Annotated in this window: 16 protein-coding genes; 3 read left to right on the top strand and 13 right to left on the bottom strand. The window is 61.8% G+C overall.

Going from position 1 to position 19,989, the window contains the following annotated elements:
- Positions 1-78 precede the first annotated feature (78 nt).
- The gene (locus ACQK2L_RS07650; RefSeq protein WP_425396347.1) at positions 79-1,263 is read right to left on the bottom strand and encodes a GspE/PulE family protein; all 1,185 of its coding nucleotides are present in this window, start codon (positions 1,261-1,263) and stop codon (positions 79-81) included.
- 183 nt (positions 1,264-1,446) lie between these two features.
- Here ACQK2L_RS07650 and ACQK2L_RS07645 point away from each other — a divergent pair, with 183 nt between their 5' ends.
- On the top strand, positions 1,447-3,690 hold the full coding sequence (locus ACQK2L_RS07645; RefSeq protein ID WP_425396346.1) for a penicillin acylase family protein: 2,244 nt from the start codon (positions 1,447-1,449) through the stop codon (positions 3,688-3,690).
- Positions 3,691-3,706: 16 nt separating this feature from the next.
- Here ACQK2L_RS07645 and ACQK2L_RS07640 read toward each other — a convergent pair whose 3' ends face one another.
- The 9 genes from ACQK2L_RS07640 to ACQK2L_RS07600 form a co-directional block, all read right to left on the bottom strand.
- Positions 3,707-3,958: a hypothetical protein gene (locus ACQK2L_RS07640; protein ID WP_425396345.1), complete on the bottom strand. Its 252-nt coding sequence runs from the start codon at positions 3,956-3,958 to the stop codon at positions 3,707-3,709.
- A 394-nt stretch (positions 3,959-4,352) separates the two neighbouring features.
- Positions 4,353-4,910 (bottom strand): DUF1579 domain-containing protein, encoded by a 558-nt coding sequence (locus tag ACQK2L_RS07635; protein WP_425396344.1) that lies wholly within the window; start codon positions 4,908-4,910, stop codon positions 4,353-4,355.
- 372 nt (positions 4,911-5,282) lie between these two features.
- Complete coding sequence (locus tag ACQK2L_RS07630) at positions 5,283-6,239, bottom strand: mannonate dehydratase (protein ID WP_425396343.1); 957 nt, start codon at positions 6,237-6,239, stop codon at positions 5,283-5,285.
- A 252-nt stretch (positions 6,240-6,491) separates the two neighbouring features.
- The gene (locus tag ACQK2L_RS07625; RefSeq protein WP_425396342.1) at positions 6,492-8,060 is read right to left on the bottom strand and encodes an aldehyde dehydrogenase (NADP(+)); all 1,569 of its coding nucleotides are present in this window, start codon (positions 8,058-8,060) and stop codon (positions 6,492-6,494) included.
- Positions 8,061-8,067: 7 nt separating this feature from the next.
- Positions 8,068-8,892, bottom strand: coding sequence for a fumarylacetoacetate hydrolase family protein (locus ACQK2L_RS07620; RefSeq protein ID WP_425396341.1), 825 nt, complete (start codon positions 8,890-8,892; stop codon positions 8,068-8,070).
- A gap of 92 nt (positions 8,893-8,984) precedes the next feature.
- Complete coding sequence (locus ACQK2L_RS07615) at positions 8,985-10,727, bottom strand: sodium:solute symporter family protein (protein ID WP_425396340.1); 1,743 nt, start codon at positions 10,725-10,727, stop codon at positions 8,985-8,987.
- A gap of 42 nt (positions 10,728-10,769) precedes the next feature.
- Positions 10,770-11,495 carry an SDR family oxidoreductase gene (locus ACQK2L_RS07610; protein ID WP_425396339.1) on the bottom strand — a complete coding sequence of 242 codons (726 nt, stop codon included), beginning with the start codon at positions 11,493-11,495 and terminating at the stop codon, positions 10,770-10,772.
- Positions 11,496-11,654: 159 nt separating this feature from the next.
- On the bottom strand, positions 11,655-12,353 hold the full coding sequence (locus ACQK2L_RS07605; RefSeq protein WP_425396338.1) for a pirin family protein: 699 nt from the start codon (positions 12,351-12,353) through the stop codon (positions 11,655-11,657).
- 71 nt (positions 12,354-12,424) lie between these two features.
- The gene (locus tag ACQK2L_RS07600; RefSeq protein ID WP_425396337.1) at positions 12,425-12,898 is read right to left on the bottom strand and encodes a MarR family winged helix-turn-helix transcriptional regulator; all 474 of its coding nucleotides are present in this window, start codon (positions 12,896-12,898) and stop codon (positions 12,425-12,427) included.
- 205 nt (positions 12,899-13,103) lie between these two features.
- Here ACQK2L_RS07600 and ACQK2L_RS07595 point away from each other — a divergent pair, with 205 nt between their 5' ends.
- Positions 13,104-13,865, top strand: coding sequence for a hypothetical protein (locus ACQK2L_RS07595; RefSeq protein WP_425396336.1), 762 nt, complete (start codon positions 13,104-13,106; stop codon positions 13,863-13,865).
- 31 nt (positions 13,866-13,896) lie between these two features.
- Here the strand turns inward: ACQK2L_RS07595 and ACQK2L_RS07590 are convergent, their stop codons facing one another.
- The 3 genes from ACQK2L_RS07590 to ACQK2L_RS07580 all read right to left on the bottom strand — a co-directional run bounded on the left by ACQK2L_RS07590 (position 13,897) and on the right by ACQK2L_RS07580 (position 18,131).
- Positions 13,897-14,439 carry a hypothetical protein gene (locus ACQK2L_RS07590; RefSeq protein WP_425396335.1) on the bottom strand — a complete coding sequence of 181 codons (543 nt, stop codon included), beginning with the start codon at positions 14,437-14,439 and terminating at the stop codon, positions 13,897-13,899.
- A gap of 895 nt (positions 14,440-15,334) precedes the next feature.
- Entirely contained in the window at positions 15,335-16,723 is a 1,389-nt protein-coding gene (locus ACQK2L_RS07585; protein WP_425396334.1) for a sigma-54-dependent transcriptional regulator, read from the bottom strand.
- The gene (locus ACQK2L_RS07580; RefSeq protein ID WP_425396333.1) at positions 16,716-18,131 is read right to left on the bottom strand and encodes an ATP-binding protein; all 1,416 of its coding nucleotides are present in this window, start codon (positions 18,129-18,131) and stop codon (positions 16,716-16,718) included. Before ACQK2L_RS07580 ends, ACQK2L_RS07585 begins: the two co-directional genes overlap by 8 nt.
- A 141-nt stretch (positions 18,132-18,272) precedes the next feature.
- Between ACQK2L_RS07580 and ACQK2L_RS07575 the strand changes: the two genes are divergently transcribed.
- Complete coding sequence (locus tag ACQK2L_RS07575; RefSeq protein ID WP_425396332.1) at positions 18,273-19,982, top strand: hypothetical protein; 1,710 nt, start codon at positions 18,273-18,275, stop codon at positions 19,980-19,982.
- Positions 19,983-19,989: the final 7 nt, after the last annotated feature.

The raw sequence follows: 19,989 nt of genomic DNA, 5'->3' as shown, positions 1-19,989 counted from the left end.
CTGCGCAGCGCGGCTCGCCGGACCACAGAAACGTGCTCCGGCAGATCCTCTGCTCACGGTAGTTCCTACGTTCATCAACTAATCGCCTGCCGCGGGCCGCCAGCCCAGGGCGCGGACCAATTCGCCGGGACTCGTCACGCCGGAGTCGATCAGCTCCCGCGCCGCATCGGCGAATGGTATTTGCGTGTTCGTTTGGTGCGGGGTGATATTGGTCGATACTTCCGCCATCAGTACGCGGCCCCGATAGCCGGTGCCCGCGCAGCTCGCGCAGCCAGCCGGGCCCATGCACCGCGCGACGTCGAATCCCAGCGGCGCCGCATCGTGAGTGGGCTCGCCTTCGAGCGCGCAGTCGCACAGCTTGCGCACCAACCGCTGCGCGACCACCAGTCGCACCGCGTGCTGCACCGCGTCGGGCGGGATGCCCATATCGACCAACCGATCGACTGCCTCGTGCGTGCTGCCCGCGTGGAAGGTGGTAATCACCAAGCTGCCGGTGAGCGCCGCTTCGAGCGTGGTGGCGGCCGTCGCGCGGTCGCGTATCTCGCCCAGCATCAATACTTCGGGGTCTTGCCGCACCAGCGACTTGAGCGCCTCGGCCATGGTAAAGCCGGAGGAATGACTGACCTGCGACTGGGCAACGCCCGGCACGACGACTTCCACGGGGTCTTCGAGCGAGTGAATCGCGCGGCCGCCGCCCGACTGCTCGACCACTTCGCGCACCGCCGCATAGGCCGTGGTGGTTTTGCCACTACCGGCCGGGCCCACAATGACCACCGCGCCGGTGGTAGCGGCCAGTGCGTCGCGCATGGTGTTCAATACGCTTTGCCCAACGCCTAACTGTTCGAGCGTTTCGAGTCCCGAGTTGCTGGTGCCCAACGAGCGGAGCACCGCCCGTTCGCCGAACAGTGTGGGGAACGTGCTGACGCGAAACTCGCCGCCGGTTGCTTCGCTCACGAGTCGTCCTTCTTGCGGCAGCGCGGTCTCGTAAGTGAGCAGACCCGCGAGCACTTTGAGCCGCCCCACCACGCTGGTGGCCATCACCCGCGGCACGGTGCCTAGAGGGGCCAGCACTCCGTCGAGTCGCCAGCGGAGCATCAGATCGCCTTCGGTGGGATCGATGTGCACGTCGCTGGCCCGCGACTGGCTAACCAGCAGCAGGAGCCGATCGACCAAATCGACCGCCGAACCTGGCTCGGCGGTGAGCGACGCCAGGTATTCCTGCCAGGCGGCCAGGGTTTCGTCGGTCGAAGCGGGGGAGTTCATGCACGTGCCGATAAGGTATCGAAAAGGCGCAGCAAATACGGTCGTCCTCATCATAACCCGAGACCTGCTGCCAGCGAAACACTCAATGAATTCCGTTCGCTCGAAACCGGGCAAAGTATTGCAGGCGGAGTGCGTTTAGCGCTAACCTTGGAGCATTTCTCGCGGTACTCTAAACTGAGCTAGATGGAATCGATCAATATCCGAAAGGCGAGGTACCCCTTCACGGCCGTGCGCGACGACGCGGGGGTGCCGCACGTCAAGGCGGCGGACTGGCAGGCGGCGGTCTACGCCATGGGCTACCTGCATGCACTCGACCGGCCAACACAGATTTACTTCGCCCGCTCCATCGCCGCGGGCCGCGCGGCCGAACGCATTGCCGCCAAGCCCGAGTTGGTGGAGATGGACACCTTCCTCCGCCGCGCCAACCTCGCGGAGCGCATCGACGAAGAAGTCGAGTCGCTCGAGCCGCACATCCTCGAGCAACTGCTCTGGTACTGCGAAGGCGTGAACGACGGGTTGGCCGACAGTCGCCGGTCGCTGCCGATGTGGGTGGTCGGTTTCGAGCCGGGGCCATGGGATCCTTCGGCCGTGTTGCTGCTGGGCAACCTGTTGTCGTTCGCCGGACTGGCGGTGGGAGAGCAGGAGGCAGAGCTCACGCTGCTGGAACTCATCCAACTGGGTGTGGAAGACGATCGCATCCGCGAGCTGTTCGCGCCGTACCTGGATGGAATCGACTTCGCGCCGCTGCGCAACATTCACATCACCAAGCGGCTGAGCGACGAAGCGCTGGAACTGCTTGCCGACTTACCACGACTGGCCGGCAGCAACGCCTGGGCGGTGAGCCCCGCGCGTAGCGCCACGGGCAGCGCGCTACTCGCCAGCGATCCGCACCTGGAAGTCAACCGCTTGCCGGCCATCTGGTACGAAGTGGTGCTCGACTGGTCCAACGGATCCGGCGAGAAGCAATACGCCATGGGCGCGACGCTGCCGGGCTGTCCGTTGATGGCCGTGGGACGGACGCCGAAACTCTCGTGGGGCGTCACTTACCTGGCAGCCGACACCAGCGATTACTTCATCGAAGACTGCCGCCCCGGCGGCGCAACCGGTTGGCAGTATCGCCGCGACGAATCGTGGCACGACTTTCAGTTGCGCAAAGAGCAGATCAAGCGCAAGGGACAGTCGCCGCTCGAGTTGGAAGTGTTGGAGAACGACCTCGGCACACTCACCCGCACGCCCGACGACGCTGGCACCTACATGAGTGTCGCCTGGATCGGCTCGCACCGTGGAAGCGGACGGGCGATTGGCACGTGGCTCGAACTACTGGCCGCCGGGAACACTCGCGAAGCGATGGACACAGTGCGCGACTCGCCGCACCCGTCGCTGGTGTGGGTGTTCGCCGATAGCGAGGGGCACATCGGCATGCAGGCCAGCGGCTGGCTGCCACAACGGCCGCCGCACGCGTCGGGCATTACGCCGCTGCCGGCGTGGAACATGGCCAACCACTGGCGCGGCGTGGTGCCGTCGGAACTGTTGCCGCACGTGTACGATCCGCCCATCGGCTTTGTGGCCACAGCCAACGAAGAGCAATACCGCACCGACGGGCCACCGCTGCACGCCAGCCACCTGGCCGACTATCGATTGCGGCGGATTGTCGAGCGTTTGACCGAAATGCCGAAAGCGACCATCGAGGACATGCAGGCTTTGCAGTACGACGTACTGAGCACGCACGCACGCGACCTGCTGCCAGTGCTCCTGTCGCACTTGGAAGACTGCCCGCTGAAGCGCCGACTCACCGCATGGGACTGCCGCTACAACCCCGAGAGCATCGACGCCTCGCTGTTTCACAGTTTCTATCGCCATGTGCTCTTGGAGATATTCGGGCACGAGGCGGGCATTGGCTGGCGGCGGATGTTGTACCTCTCCACGCGGATGGGCTACTCGAAGTTCTTGCTCACCGCGTGCGACCGTGCGCTGCGCAAAGTGACTAGCAGTTGGTGGCGCGAACGTGACAAAGGCGCGATGATCCGCCTCGCCGCCGAGCGTGCGCAAGCCGAGCCCGATAAGCCGTGGTCGCAGGTGAATGAATTCCACTTCGTGAATCGCTTCATCAACCTGGGACGCGTGGGGCGGCTGTTGGGCCTCAAGTCGCCGCCGATCGCCATGCCCGGCTGTCATGCCACCCCGTTTCAGGGGCATTTGCTGACAACCAAGACCCGCGAGAGCACCTTCGCGCCCAGCTATCACTTCGTCACCGACATGGGCAGCGACCAGGCGTGGACCAACCTGCCGGGCGGGCCGAGCGAAAGCGCGTTCAGCTGGTGGTACCAGTCGGACCTCGAACGGTGGAAGACCGGCGAATACAAATGCCTGTCGATCGACGACGAGTGCGAGCCGGAACAGAGCGTGGACGCCGACTTGTTAGGCTAAGCTCTGTCTAACCCTGCTACCGCGCGTCGCGAACCATGTTCGGGTAGAAGGTCTTCAGATAGCGATACCGCGCGGGGCTCACGTGCATCGGTATGGGCGAAGCACCGCGAACCACGTAGCCGCCTCGGCGCGGTGTGGAGCGATACGTCTTGGATGGCGACGAATACGAACTCCGAGTGCGCCGCCCAAACAACCGCGCGTCGGCTGAGTCCATAGTCACTGCCATCGTGCCCGCCAACAGTCCCAGACAAACTATCCATCGCAACATATCGGTAGCCTTTCTCAAAGAACACAACTTGGAGCACCCCCTATTTTGTAGGGCGGTCGCCGCGCTAAGCAAAGCAAGTTGCGACGTTTTCCAGGCAACCGGCGGCCCCGCCACCGGGACACTTTGCTGGCATTCTCCGCGAGGCTTGTCGCTCTACCCGATAATGGGGTGGTGGGAGCATTGCCCGCGCCGATGGTCGCATCGATTGGATATTACACCAACTTATGGCGCCGGTTTGTTTGAGTCCGTTTGCTCATAATGCAAGTGATAGCCTCGTGAAAGCGGGGCGTCTTGTTTTATCTGTGGCGTGACGCACCACCTGGAGTTCGAGCGGCTGGAGCAAGCGGAGAAGTGGCGCACATCGGCAGACTGACCGCTCGCCTACTTCCAGCGTTCAATCTTTCTCTTTCACGCGTTGCATATCGCCGCGCATCATTTCGACCCATTTGCCGTCGTCGCTCATGATCTCCGCCCGAACGATGATGTGGTCGGGGCCGTCGAACTCGTACGAGTCGCGGAACTTGGCCGTCTTGCCGGCGTCCATCGGGTTGGGTCCCTCGGCTTCGAGCAGTAGCTTGTTGCCGCTCTCGTCGACCTTGCCCTTGTACTGCCACAGGTGATTCCACATCGAGTCGACCCAGGTTCCGACGTAGACCTTCGACTTGGGGTCGTAGCCAATGGTCTGGACTGCTTGAAACTGACTGCCCGCCACGTCGCCCGTGACATCGCAAACCACCCACAAGTCTCCGATCTTGCGATAGTTGGCGGTGCCGGTGCACTCGATCGCTTCGCCGTCGGGTCCAGCCGGCGCGGAGCTTTTGCTCTCCCAGTTTCCGACAAACTTCTCGAGCCACTTGTGCTCGGGCGTTGCAGCCGGCGGTTCCTGGCTGTGCGCCAAGCCGCTAGTGCACAACAGAACGACTGGTACGAAGGTTGCTAACACGAACTTCATGGGGACCTCCAAGCAATGTGGCCACGGGAATCGACAGCCGTTGATGATACACCAAAACGACCTGGGCCAGATGCTCCGAGGCAATGTCGGCAAAAAAGCGACCGACCGACAGGGACCCAGGATTCGTCAGGCCTGCCCGGGCCCCCGTCAGTCGGCATGGGAACGATTGGAAGCTCGGACCACCCATCGTTCGTAGAGGTCGCACGATCGGTGTGGGATCGAGCGAAGTCACGACACTTATGAAAATCTTGTGCCGAACGGCGCGAATACTAGAACTCCGTAGATTGCGCGCATTCTCGCGCATAGCTCCTGCATGCCGTGTCGCGCCGCTCGACACTTGTGTCGCGCTGCGCGACAAGCGGGTGATAAGCGCTACGCGTTGCGATACCCCGCAGCCGCCTGCATCAGCCCCTTCATGTAGCCGGCGGCGTACAAGCGGCCCATGATTTCGTACCCTGGCGTCTCATTGGTTTCGCCGGCGAGCGACGGAGCGTGGTCGGGCCGAATGGCGCCGGTGTAGCCGATGTCGTGATACGCCTGCATCGCGGCGACCATGTCGATGTCGCCGTTGTCGTGGAACGATTCGCGGAATCGCTCGCCCTGCCCCACCGTGTTGCGGAAATGGGCAAAGAAGATGTGCGGGCCGAGTTGCTTGATGCCCTCCACCGGATCCAAGCCGGCGGGAGCGAACGAGCCCTGGCAATAGCAAACACCGTTCATGGGGCTCGGCACGAGGTCCACGACCTTCTGCATGGCATCGTGGTTAATGATGATCCGCGGTTGGCCGCGGAGCACCGGCAGCGGTGGATCGTCCGGGTGGATCGCCAGGCGGATGTTGGCGTCCTCGGCCGTTGGTAGCACTTGTTCGAGAAAGTACTTCAGGTGGTCCCACAAGGCGTCGGCCGGCGTGGGATCGTGCTCGGCGGGCGTGGCGTCGGTAACATTGCTGTTGATCTGGTCGATGTCGAATGCGGTGACCTTCGCGCCGGCCCGCTCCGGCGCGGCGCCGGTGGTCCGCTGCCAGTCCTCGTCCGGCATCCAGTTGTAGCAGAGCACCTCCATCTCGGCCTCGGCCATGTTGCGAATGAGCGTCTTAAAGTCCTCGATCTGCTCGTCCCGCCCTGGCAGGTTGTGCACGAACTTCAAGTGCGGAATCTTCCGCTCGACGTGCGTCAATCGCATGCCGAACGACTCGACGCGCGACTTGAGTTCCAGCAGCGGCTTAAGCTCCAAGCCGGGATAGATGGCCACGATGTCGGTCACACCCACCTGCGCGGCAAGTTGCAGATTGCGGTCCGACTCGGGAGTAACGAGCATCGCCAGTCGCATGGAAGGTAGGCCTTTGTTGGTTGGATGTTTATTAAGGTTGCCGTGATGTGTTGCGATGGCAGGGATAGCCACGAAAAGGATGAAAAGGCACGAAAAGGTTTCGTTGTTCGGTTGAACGTGCTTTCCTCTTCGTGGCTTTTTGTCCTCTTTGTGGCGAACCTCGGCTTGGTTGCGTCAACGCACCAACCCGGCGTAAACGCCGGGCCTAGTATTCTCTATTCGCGACCATTTGCGTGGATTCGTGGGCCGTCATCACTCAGGCTTGCCATCGACCAATCGGCGGATGCCAAGTGGATTGCTGGCTTGTAGTTCCGGTGGCAGCGCGGCGTCGGGGACGTTTTGGTAACACACGGGGCGGGCGAAGCGATAAATGGCCGTGGCGCCGACCGACGTGGTGCGGCTGTCGGTCGTAGCTGGGTAGGGGCCGCCGTGTACCATGGCGTGATTCACTTCGACGCCGGTGGGAAACTGGTTGTAACACAAACGCCCGAGGCGCATTTCAACCGTCGCGGCAAGCTTCGCGGCCAGTTCCGCGTCGGCGTCGTCGCAGTGGATCGATGCGGTGAGTTGCCCTTCGAGCGCGGCGGCGACCTGCATCAACTCCTCTTCGCTGCCGTAGTTCACGAGCACGGTCGTTGGTCCGAAGCACTCCTCTAGCAGCGCCGGATTGGCGAGCACCGCGGCGGCCGTGGTTTCGAACAGCGTCGCGGTAACCGCTTCGCCGCTATGTTGCTGCGGCGCGACAAGCACCTCGACCGACGAGTCGCCCGCCAGTCGATTGGCACCCTCGGTGTATGCTCCGGCGATGCCGGGATTGAGCATGCACGTTGGCGGCGAGTCGCCGAGCAGTGCGGCCAGCTTGTCGCGGAACGCGGTGTCGCCATTGGTAAGCACGATGCCTGGCTTGGTGCAGAACTGGCCCCAACCGAGCGTGACTGAACCATGCAGCGCGGTGGCGATCTCTTCTCCCCGCGCGGCCAAAGCCGCGGGCAGCATGAACTGTGGATTGACGCTGCCCATTTCGGCGTAAACGGGAATCGGCTGCTGGCGCGCGGCAGCCAAATCGAACAACGCCCGACCGCCCTTCAGCGAACCGGTGAACCCCACTGCCTGGATGCTCGGGTGTTGGACGAGCGCCTGGCCGACGTCGCGGGCGGAGTCGAGCAGCAACGAAAACACGCCGGGCGGCATGTCGGTTTCTTTTGCGGCGGCGGCGACCGCCTGGCCGACGAGTTGGCTCGTACCGGGGTGTGCGGGATGGGCCTTGACCACCACGGGACAACCAGCCGCCAGGGCCGAAGCGGTGTCGCCGCCGGCCACGGAGAACGCCAATGGAAAATTGCTCGCGCCGAACACGGCTACCGGGCCGAGCGGGCGGAGCATCGAACGCACGTCGGCGCGCGGCAGCGGCTGGCGGTCGGGCATCGCCGGATCGATTCGCGCGTCGACCCACGAGCCTTCGTCGATGAGATCGGCGAACATGCGTAGCTGCCCGACTGTACGACCGGTTTCGCCCCGCACGCGGCCTTCGGGTAGCGCGGTTTCGAGGCCGATGCGCTCGACCAGTTGGTCGACGATGCCCTCGATCTGCGTGGCGATCGCGCGGAGGAACTCGGCCCGCCGCGCGCCGTTGAGGCTGCGATACACGGTGAACGCTTCGGTGGCGGCGGCCACCGCTGCGTTCAAGTCGTCGGGTGTGGCGTTGTGGAACGCGGGCTCGAGGTCTTCGCCGGTCGAAGCGTTCACGCCGTGGAACGTGCCGCCGGCGCCCGGGCTCGCCAGTTCGCCGGCGATGATCGATGTGTTGGGGATTTGCGTCATGACTGCTTTACTGCATGGTGTTGACCAAGGTTCCCGCAGGCTCAATCGTAATGGCGACTTCGTCGCCCGCCTGCAGGGTGAATTCGTCGGGCGGCACCAGCCCGGTGCCAGTCATCAGGAAGGTGCCGGTGGGGAACGAGCACTCGCGGAACAAATGCTCCACCAGATTCGGCAATGTCTGCTTCATCTGCGAAAGTTCCATCTGGCCGCCGAACACTTCACTGCCGCCACGCTTGATGGAAAGGGCGATCGTGGTGTCGGGCGAAGGCCATTCGCTGGTGAGCCAGATCGCCGGGCCGAGTCCCGCACAGCGGTCGAACACCTTGGCCTGCGGCAGATAGAGTGGGTTCTCGCCTTCGATGTCGCGGCTCGAGAGGTCGTTGCCGACGGTGAATCCCAATAGCGAACCGTCCGACTTCAGCGCCAGCGTGACTTCCGGCTCGGGCACCATCCAGGTCGAGTCCTTGCGAAGTTGCAAGTTGCCGCCGGATCCGATCACGCGATGCGGCGTGGCTTTGAAGAACAACTCGGGGCGATGGGCGTTGTACACTTTGTCGTAAAAGTCGCTCGCGCCCGCCTTGGCCGACTCTTCCATCCGCGCGGTGCGGCTGCGTTGGTAGGTGACGCCGGCCGCCCACACTTCCTGCGTGCCAATCGGCGGCAAGAGCTCACCGGCGGGGAGCGAATTGAGCGGCTCGCCACCCTCAGCAAGCTCATTCGGAGCCAACTCGCCGGTAAACAACTGATCGATCGTAGCGCCCGAGAACAGTCGCAGCGGCCCACCGGACTGCTCGGCGACCGCAAGGCCCTCGGAGACTCTGTAAACAAGCATCACCCGCTCCCCTGTTATTGAAAAACGTCACCGCACGAAAGGATAACCGATCACCATCCGCACCAACAGTATCGCGTCCTGCGAGGTACTACTCACGTCCACACAAACAACAATCGCGTCGCCAGCCAGGTCAGCACCACCAACAACACACAGCCCGCAGTGACCGCGACGAATCCGCGGGCGTACCACGGCAAGCGTTCGCGTCGCACTTCGATCACGCTCTCGGGGCCAAACATCTTTTGTTGCGCGTCGGCTTCGTAAAGCTCGTCGAGAACCTGCTGGTTGATGTGCTCGGCGCCGGGCTCCGCGAGTCCTGCATCGACCAGCGCCGGCAGATTGATACCGGCGTCGACGAGTCGCTGCTCCTGCCCGATCGGCGTGTTCATGATCACAAAGAACCGGCGAAGCTTGCGCTCGTCGGTCTCGGGCCAGACGAGGCTGCCAATCCACATTCCCACGACGGCCAGCGCCGTGGGAATGAACACTTTGGCAATGAACCGCGTGTCGTCGTCGGCGAACCATTGGTCCTCGCCCACCGGCATGAAGTGCAGCGTGGCATAAACGCTAATCGCCAGCAGGAACGACAGCCACGTGGCCTTCTCGCTCGCCTTGCGCCACACGACGCCGAAGTAAATGGGAATGCCGAGGAACGACAGCAGCGACAGCGACAGTTTGACGTACCCCTCGATGGACGAAATGAAAATCGTCGACAATGCAGCGACAACGATCGACGCGGCGGCCCACACGCGCGCGATCGTCAGGTAGCGGCCCAGCGGCAACCCGGGACACGCCACGCGGCGGAAGAAGTAGTCGACGTACATGGCCGACGACGTTGCCGCGTAAGTGTCGGCCGACGACATGGCCGCGGCGAAGAAGCTCGCGATCATTAGTCCCACGACGCCAAAGCCCACTGGCAGCACTTCCTTCATCACCGTGCCCCAGGCGAGTTCGGAGTCTTCCAACCCTGGCTGCAGCACGGCGAAGAAGATGCCATAGAGCGCGAAAATGAGCGTTACCAGACGCTTCCAAAGGTGGCCCCACGCGCACTGCGTGGCCGCCTTTTCGTCGGCGGAGATAGACATCCAGTTATAGATCCAAGGCGCCGCGATTCCTCCGGCGAGCGCCGAGAGGTTAAGCGCGACGACCTTCCACAGCGACATTCCCTTGGCAGTGAAGTCCCAGGTCTCGATGGGCAACTCGCGAAGTGCCTCAAACCCGCCAGCATGGCTCCACAGGAACGGCAGCATGATGAACGCCAGGATCACCAGGCACATCACGCCCTGTAGCAGGTCGGTCAACAGTGCGGACATCATTCCGCCCGAACAAACGTAGGCTGCCACGATCAGCGTGATGCCTCCGATGCACCACTCGAGTGGCACGTCGGCGAAGCCGGATAGAATCTTGCCAATCGCCAACACAAACATGCCGATGAACAACAGGCAAATCAGCCCCGCCACCAGCGAGTAGAACGCCGCGACGCCGCGGCCGAAACGCATCTCCAAAAACTCCGCCAGGTTGTACACCCGGGCGCGACGGTAGTAGGTGGCGAACAGAAAGTACACCGGCGTGGCGAACAGAAAACTCCACCAGTACCACACGCCGCTCAGGCCGCCGTGGTAAGCCTCGCCGCTCACCACTACCGCTTCGTTGCCGGCGATGGCCGAGGCGAACACAAAGATGAACGACACCAGCGGTCCCCATTTGCCGCCGGCCACGAAGAAGTCGCCCAGCGTCTTGGTCTTGCTCGCCCCGAGGAACACCCCCAGGTACAAGACCAGGCCGAAATAGACCACCAGCACCAGCAAGTCGAGAACGTGGATGCCTAGTACCGTCACACCAACCGCCTGATGGTTAGGGAAGCGAAAAAGCGAGCGCGCCTACATGGCCTGTTCGCCGGGCAGGATCATCATCACTGGAATGCGAACGTGCGCCGGTTGCTCGAGAACGAAGCGAACACAGCGAGCGATGTCCGCCGGCACGAGCGGCTGCGTAATGCCCAGTACATCGCGCGGGTGGACGGGAAAATGATCCTGCAGCTCCGTCTGCACCACCCCTGGCTCGATCACGCTCACGCGAATGTTGGTCTTGGCGACTTCCATTCGCAGCGATTCGCTGAGCGCCTCGATGGCGTGCTTGGTGCCCGCGTACACTCCGGTGCCCGGTCGGACCTTGGTGCCGAGGATGCTGGAGACGTTCACCAGGTGCCCGCCGCCCGCTTGCTTGAAGTGCGCGAGCGCCATGTAAGCCATCCGCGTGGCCGCTTCGACATTCACCCGCACCATCCGGCACATCTGGTCGACGTCCACTTCATCGTAAGGCCCCGCGTGCATGATGCCCGCGCTGTTGAACACCACGTCGCAGCGTCCGAAACTCTCGATGGCCGTATCGATCAACCGCTGCGGCATCGATTCATCGGCAATGTCGCCCGCCACCACCGTGCACTCGCCAAGCCGTTCGGCCAGCTCGTTCAAACGATCCTCGCGACGAGCGGTAAGCACTAGTCGCATGCCCGCGGTGCGGAGTTCCTCCGCCAGTCCCACCCCGAGCCCGCTGGAGGCTCCGGTGATGATGGCAACTTGATCGGTCAGGTCGGTATTTGACATGATGCTGTGGCTTGAGTGTAGAAACACCAAAACCATGCATCATACCGCCTCGATGACCGGATCGAAATCTGCGGATGGGGTCCACGAACTCCAAAAACGCGCAGCCTGATTCGTGAAAACGCGCGTAGTTGCAGCACGGCCGATGGGGCCATTCGTGCTTCAGGCCAGGTCGAACAGCATGACTTCCGCGTCGGAGGTTGCCTGCACGGTGAGATGGGGCTCGTCGCTGACCGCGAGCCCGTCGCCGGCATCGAACGTCTGGTCAGCAGCGGTGACCGATCCGCGGAGCACCTGTAGCCAGGCGTGGCGGCCGCTGGGGATCTCGTGTTTCACCTGCGCGTCGGCGTCGAGCTTCGCCAGGTAGATCTGCGCATCCTGGTGAATAGCCAAAGCTCCGCCGACGCCGGCGGGCGAGGCAACCAGTTTTAGTTGGTTGCGCATCGCCTGATCGTCGAATCGCTTCTGCTCGTAGCTCGGCTCCAAGTCGCGGGCCTCGGGCAACAGCCAGATCTGATAGAGGTGCGTCGCTTCGGTGGCCGACGGATTGAACTCGCTGTGCGTGATACCTGTGCCGGCCGTGATGCGTTGAAACTCACCCGGGCGCAGCACTTCGCCGTAACCCATGGAGTCCTTATGTTCGAGCGCACCTTCGAGCACGTAAGTGACGATCTCCATGTTGTCGTGCGGATGGGTGCCGAACCCCTTGCCGGGAGCAACCCAGTCCTCGTTCATCACGCGCAGCGATCGGAAACCCATGTGCTCCGGATCGTAGTAGCTGGAGAACGAGAAGGTGTGATACGTATCGAGCCATCCATGATTGGCGTGCCCGCGATCGCTCGCTTTTCTTACCCTTAACATGACTTGCCTCCACTTTTTACACTTCGCGACAATAGTTTACATATCAACTAAATGACGAAAAAAACACCTTGCTATTCCCCCTCAGTATCGCGCGCCTTCTCCAGCAGCGAACTAAGCTGCTTTAGATCGCTTCGGGAAAGATGCCCCAACAACTGCTTGTGCATTTTTTCCAGTGGCTTGTCGATCCGCGCCAGCAGCTTCTTTGCCGGCGAGGTGATCTCCACGTACACGACTCGTCGATCCTGCTCGCAACGTCGGCGTTCGACCAGCCCCAGCTTCTCAAGTCGATCAATCAAACCGGTAATGGCCGGCACGACCTGGATCATCCGCTCGGCAATCTCCAGCGACGGCATCGGCTGACCCTCGCCACGCAGGATTCGAAGCACGTTGTACTGCGAGGCGGTCAATCCGTACTCGCGGAAGAAACGCCCCATCCGATTGTGCAGCAAGTCGCTGGTCCGCATCAGGTTGAGGTACGCTTCTTGCTCCGCACTGCGAAACGGCGTGCGTTTTTTGATTTCGTGTTGCAGTTTGCTGGACGCCATGTGCTGATTACCGTCTCCCTGTAATTACCTTACGTGTAAACTATCTTTGCGTCAATAGTTGTCGGCGTTTTTTTCTCAAAGCTGCAGAAGTTTCGTCCCAGCGGGTGAAAAAGAGGTCGATTTCCAGAGCAAACTCCAGGCCTTCCGTGAGCTATCCTTCCTAGACACCCTGTACTCCCTCCCGTCCGTCCCAGGAAACCTGGACATGCTCCGCAAACTGATCCTTCGATTCTTTCTGGCCTGTTTCGCCATGGTTGGGCTGGTTATCACCACCGTGGTGGTCGCCGGGTATTTCGCGCTGCAGCAACCGAGCTACTACGCCCAGCTGCGGGCGGTGGCGTACTCGCCGGCCGAGCAGTCAGCGGCGGAACTTTCGATGCGACAGACCGAGGCCAATGTCAAGCGGTGGCTGCAGAGTTCCATCGCGCGGCAACAAGCCGCATCCGCCGACGAGCCCTCCGTCATGCAACTGCTGGCTGGCGCCGGGGCGCCCTACGACCCGACGACCGACACCCACGAGGTTCATCTCACCCAGGCGCAGTTCAACGCGCACCTGGCATCGAACAAAGCATCCCGCTCGGGCGACTGGCGCAACCCGCGCATTCGTTTTGGCGAGGATCGTATCGACCTGGCGTTCGAGGTAGCAAGCGACGAGTTCTCGTGCGTCCCTTCGATCTCCCTCGAACCCTCGCTCACCGACGATGGCAAGCTGCGGCTGGGAATCGTGTCGGCCCACATCGGCCAGCTTCCCTTGCCGATGAAAACCATTCTAACGAACCTGCCAAGCGAAATGACCCGCCCCGCCGCGTCCGGCGACGTAGAGCTCGACCTCTCCGCCGAGACGCCCTGCGTGATCGTCAACCTGCCAACCGCCGATAGCAAATCGCCCACAGTGAGCGCGCTCACCTGCCGCGAGGGCGAGCTGGTAGTGGAGCTGCTTCCGCCGGTGGTGGGTGAGAGTTTGTAGCCGGGGGCGAAATTGGCTACCCGCCCCCACACTACTTTGGCTTTGAAGCTTCTTCCTCGTCTCTCAGATCCATCCGAATCCAGACTTCATCCACCTTGAATCGGAATTCAGCGGGAACCTGATCACCCTGCTTGTAATCTGTCCCGCGACTGGCCATCAACATTCCTTTGCGATCGGGTTCTTGGTACTCGTACGAAGTCTGATAGTAGAGCCGACCCACCGCGACTACCTTGGGCAGTTTGCCTCCGGCTTCGAATATCTCGCCCGACCAGCTTCGAAAAAGCGAAAAGGAATACCAGTCGGTGCTCAATTCATCGGGCGCCTTCGTCCGATATCCTGGCACGCGACCACGAACGACGTAACGCCCAGGGATAGAATACAGCCGCGGTCCATCATGTTTCGCTCCTACGCTCGGCTCGCTTGCTTTGAGTTCCCTAAGGAGCCGTTGCAGTTGCTGCTTTGAAGTCAATTCCTGGACTTTTTCCGCTTCCCCTTCCACGTCGGTGAAAGCTTTCGCAGGAACCTCTTGAACATCTGACTTATCTTGCGCCGTCACGGATGGGACAACAAACAAGCAGAGCACCGTGGTCCATGCAACAAACGGCGGGAGAACTCTGGTGGACATTCGACTTCTACTAGGGGTTCCAGAGGATGTTTCAAGCGATTTGTTTTCGCGTACCCACTCCGAACATACCGTGCCGCAATGGCGCTGTCATCCATCGATAGCAGCACGCCCCGCGCGAGCGCGCGGCACCACGAAAGTAGAGCCTATCGAATCCACATACCTCTGGCAGCGTCTGCTAGCTTGCGACCGAAGCGGCTTGGTCGTTTTGCGGTTTTAGAGACGCCCAGCCTACTTTTCTTACAACGGGCTGGGACAATGGAGCGTGGTGGATTTTGCGCTGCGTGCGCTTGGTACTCCAAATAGGCCCCCACCCTAGCCCTCCCCCAAACGATTTGGCGAGAGCGGTGGCTGGTTGTTTGAAGTCCCCGCGCCAAATCGTTCGGGGGAGGGAACCTAGACGGCGCTCGTTCGGCGGAGCGAACGGCGACTATCGGGTTTTGGTCCACCTGCGGTTAACCCTGGGGCAAAACTCCCTGTGGGACAGCCTTGCCGATGTGCCGTAAGTTCTTTGACAACTTAGTCTTACGAAGTTGTGCCTCGCGCCTCGTCGGCGGAGTTTTGGGCCAGTGGTTCGATAACCCGCTTTGGGCCAGGTGGGGCAAAACTCTAACTGCAAGTGGTGTAACGAGTTGCGCGGAACGACCTGAGGCCGTTTTGGTCCAGTGGTGGACCAAAACTCCAAGTGCTTGTGGACTAAGGAGTTACGCGCGTGGGAGAAGTGGAGCAACTGTGGCTACAGGATTCTTACTAGCCGGAGGGTCCGTGAAGTTGTGAAAGATTGGGGGGGGCGAGGTTCCCTCTTGTGCGACCCTCACCCACGTCGGGGAGAGGGAACTTAGATGGGTCACTCCGGCGAGTCGTAGTCGTCGAGTTTTTTCTTGAGCGTTGTGCGGTGTAGGCCCAATGCTCGGGCGGCGGGGGCGTATTCGCCGCTGAAGCGGTCGAGGGCGCGGGTTAAGAGTGGGCGTTCCACTTCGTTCAGGAATCGATTGTAGACGTCGCCGGCAAGTTGAGGGTCGCTCAGCAGTTCGTCGGCGCGGGCGCGGGAGACTTCGGTCAGCTGCTGCTCGTGGTTGCCATCGCCGGTGGATTGGAACGATGGTTGCGGCGGTGGCAGGTGCTCGGGCATCACCAAGCCGCTGCGGGCGACTACGTGGGCGTGTTCGATCGCGTTGCGGAGCTCGCGAACGTTGCCGTGCCAGGGGCGACGGGCCAGTTCGGCCAGGGTTTCCTCGGCGAACGCCCGCGGCGTGGATGAAAGTTGCGAAACGAAGTGCTGCACCAACAGCGGTATGTCGTCGGCGCGGTCGCGGAGCGGTGGAATCACGATTTCGAACGCACACAAACGGAAGTACAAATCGTGACGGAACTCGCCTTCCTGCACTCGTTGTTTGAGGTTTTGATGCGAAGCACCAATGATGCGGAACCGTGTCTTCACCGGCTGGTCGGCGCCGACGGGGAGCACTTCGCCCTGCTCGAGCGCCCGCAGCAGCTTCACTTGGATGGGCAGCGGGATGTCGGCAACTTCGTCGAGGAACAGCGTACCACCGCCCGCTTGAACCAACAGCCCGTCGCGAGCGCGCTGCGCACCGGTGTACGCGCCGGCGACGTGGCCGAACAGTTCCGACTCGGCGACCGTGGGGCTGAGCGCGGCCACGTTCACCGCGACGAACGGCCGGTCGGCGCTCGCGCTGTGCTGGTGGATCGCCCGGGCAACGAGTTCCTTGCCCGATCCGCTTTCGCCGCGCAAGAGCACGCTGGTGTCGGTGGCGGCCACCAAAGCGATCTGCTTGAACAGCTCCTGCATGGTGGGCGTTTGGCCGACGAGTTGCGGTTCGTTGCTCGTGGCCGGAGCGATGGTCGCGGCCGCGGGTGTGGTTCGCAGCGCACGTTCGATGGCCGCGCGGATCTCTGGCACGTCAAATGGTTTGAGCAGGTACTCGAACGCTCCGCTGCGGACGGCGCGCACGGCGGTTTGCATGTCGCCGAACGCGGTGATGATGATGATCGGCACGTCGCCCAGTACTTCGCGGAACTGCTCGACCGCAGTGATGCCGTCGATGCCGGGCAGGCGGACGTCGAGCACCAGCACGTCGGGCTTCGCGCTCTGTGCCAGGCGCAGGCCTTCTTCGGCCGAGGCAGCCACCTCCGCTTCGTGCCCCAGCATCGTGGCCACCTTGGTGATGCCCCAGCAAATCGCTTGTTCGTCGTCGACAACCAGAATCTTAGACATTCGTTACTCTCTCTGTTACGGATGGAAGACGAAGCACGAACTGCGTTTCGTCTGCCGAGCGACTCCACTCCAGCAAGCCACCACTATTCTTTGCAACCTGCCGAGCAACCGCCAGCCCGAGCCCCACGCCTTCGGGTTTGTCGGACACAAACGGTTCGAACAGCGTGTCGGCCAACTTCTCGGGCGGACCCTCGCCGGAGTCGGCCACGGTCAGCACCAGGAATCCATCGCTGGTGTCGAGCGCGACGCGCACTCGCGCCGAGCCACCTTTCACGGCCGACTGATGGGCGGCTGCGTCCACGGCGTTCAGCAGTAGATTCATCACCGCTTGGCTCAATTGTTCCGCATCGGCGTGCACGGTGGTGTCGTCGGCCAGCACTTGCCAATCGAGCGCAACGCCTGCATGCTTGGCCGACGGTCGGACCAGCGCGACCAGCTCGCCCACCAGTTCGGCCAGATCGAGATCGACCTCCGCTCCGTCGACCGATTGCTTGCCGAGTTGCAGGAACTTCTGCAGTCGCCGCTCCATCAAGCTCAACTGATGGCGGGCCATCTCCATGCTGTCGTCGTCCGCGGTCGAGCCGCTACAAACTTCGCTGTGCAAGTCGACCGCCATGCGGCAACCGGTGGCCGCGTTTCGCATTTCGTGGGCGAGCCCCGAGCCGAGGATCGCCAGGGTGCGCATCTGTTCGGTGCGTCGCGTCTCGGCTTCGTACTCGGCCAGTCGCGTGGCGGTTTGGTTCACGGCCACCGCCAGGTCTTTGGTTTCGTCGTCGACGCTCGGGACTTCGACCGCAGAGAAGTCGCCTTCGGCCAACCGGTGGACGTCGCGCCCGAGCCGCTGCAGCACTCGATTGATTCGCGCAGCGACGAGCCCCGTAGTGAGTATCACCGCGATGATGGCCGCCAGGCCGATCAACAGCGGCGGAAGGAACATGGCACGCCAGGCGGTGTTGAACTCGTCCTGCGGAAACAGGATGTGCAGCACCTGAGGCGAGAGCCCGCCGCGACGGTCGGCCAGCTCGAGACTGGAGTGGAAGTACTTGTTGTCGTTGAGCTTGAGCACCGAGCCGAGCGACACTTCGGTAGCGTGCTCGGCCGCCGGCGTGGTGGTGGGCCAATCGATGGAGTCGTCGGAGAGTGCGAAGCTCGATGCCACGGTGTCGCCCGACTCGGTAGTGAGTACAAACTCGGCGCTGGCCAGATCGCTCATCTGCTGCAGCACGGCCTCGGTGAGCGGAAAGCCACTACCGGTGAGCACGGCCGCCACGCCTTGCAATTGCCGCTCGACACGGTCGCGCGTCCGCACGGTCGATAGATGCGCATGAACCACCGAAATAGCCGCGAGACTCGCCAGAGCCACGACCACCAAGGGGACCATGAATTGATAACGAATGGGAATACGCAACGCGGGGGCTCGCGTGGGAGGGAAGCTGCCATGGGCCTTTCCATTATAGACGGAGCAACGAACGCCCCACAAACGGCGAACCGCAGACCGCCGAATGACGTATCCCGTAGAAGCCCCGCTCTGCCCGCACGCCGAACCGCCATGCCCCAACTCACGCCGCCACTACTGCTGACGCTGTTGGAAATCACCTCGCTGGCCATGGGTGGACTCCTGGGCCTGTGGGCGGCCACGTCGCGGTGGCACTGGTTCGCCCGCTGCACGGTAGTGCTTGGTCTACTGGCTCCGCTGTTGTGTCGGCCGATCTACGAGCCGTTCGTCACGCTGCTGGTGGAAGTGGCGACTGTGGTGCTGGGAGTCGCGATCTACCGCCGTCGCTGGCCGCGCTGGCAGTTCTCGCTGTCGGGTGTGATGATGTTTACGGTCGTGGTGGCGGTGGTGATGGCGGGACTGGCCCGCGCGCCGGAGATGGATTTCTATTTGTGGCGGGCGGTGTTCGGCATGGGGGTAGTAAGTGGAAGCTGTACGCTACTTGCGACTTGGCTGGTAACAACGAATCGCTGGTTGGGTGCGAGCCGTGCGATCGCTGTGTGCCTCGCAGTGCCAGCGATGGGGCTTGCATGGAGCATGTTCGAGTACACGTCGGACGTCTTCGACGTGTGCGAGCGACAATGCAACGCACCCCTGTGGTACTGGACGGGGTTTGAACTGTGGTGGTTCGAATTGGTTGGCGAGGGGACTCGGGCTGTAGCTCTCCTCATCTCGCTACTCGCCTTGCCGGTACTGCTTTGGCGAATCGCTCACCCTCTGCGGCTAGGGGTTCGCAAGGGTATCCTCGGCGTATGTATCGCAATCCTGGGAGCGTGGCCAGCATTCGTAGCCATTGAGTTGCTTACCCCTATCCCCGTTCCACAACCAGCGCGCGGTGACAACGCTTATGATGACTTGGTGGCTCTGGGTAACCGACTTGTCGAGACTGAAGCTCCTAAGTTGACGGACGGTGACGTGAGCCTAGTTCAGCAGTGCCTGGCGAGGCCGATTGCGGTGATTAAACAATACGACAGGAATCTCTGGGAAGTCGATGACAACAATCGCGAAGCGCTGGTGACCGTCGCCCAAGCGATCTCGCTTCGTGCCGAATATGCTCGAGAAAATGGACAATCGGAGTTGGCGTTCGAATCGACTCTGTTGTTGTTCGAATTCGCGCGGAAGCTCGAAGGACAAGGGCGTCGCAATGAGTTGGGAATGTCCGTGCGGATCGAATTCGCAGCCGTGAACAGTGCGTATCACACGCTACCGCTGCTTGACAGAAGTCAAACACGCCAACTTCTGAAGTTCTTGATAAAGTATGTCGAGGATCGTCCTTCTCTGGCCCCCGTGCTTTTGAACGAGCACTGCTACGAACAGCATGCGACGGGTTGGGGAGGTCACTTGGGTCAGTATCTGTCCCAGCTTTCGATGAGACAGGACAATCACAGCATCGATTACCTGGTTGGAATCGTTCGTCCTCCTGAGCAGAACGAAGGGTATCTAAAAGCCCGAACGTTTACATCGCTTCTCACAACCGAGCTACTTCTCAATGAACACGTGCTCGCCCAAGACAGTTTGCCAGAGACTTTAGAGCAACTAGCTGACCTTGGATCCCCCAGCATTTGGGGCGACCCGTTCAGCGAGTCGAACGCGACATTCGTCTATAAGCCAAATGGTTCGCAATTCAAGCTCTACAGCCGCTGGGAAGACCACCAGGACAATGGAGGAGTGCTAGTGCAAACAAAGAACTCCGCGTTTGGCAATATCTACACTGACTATGAGGGTGACCTGTCGCTCGAAGACTATTTTGGGCACTTCAAATGATCGATCA

The organism is Aeoliella sp. (assembly GCF_965227375.1).
Classification (GTDB): Bacteria; Planctomycetota; Planctomycetia; order Pirellulales; family Lacipirellulaceae; genus Aeoliella.
Note: the sequence above shows the minus strand (reverse complement) of the source record. Positions and strands in the feature narration are given on the sequence as shown.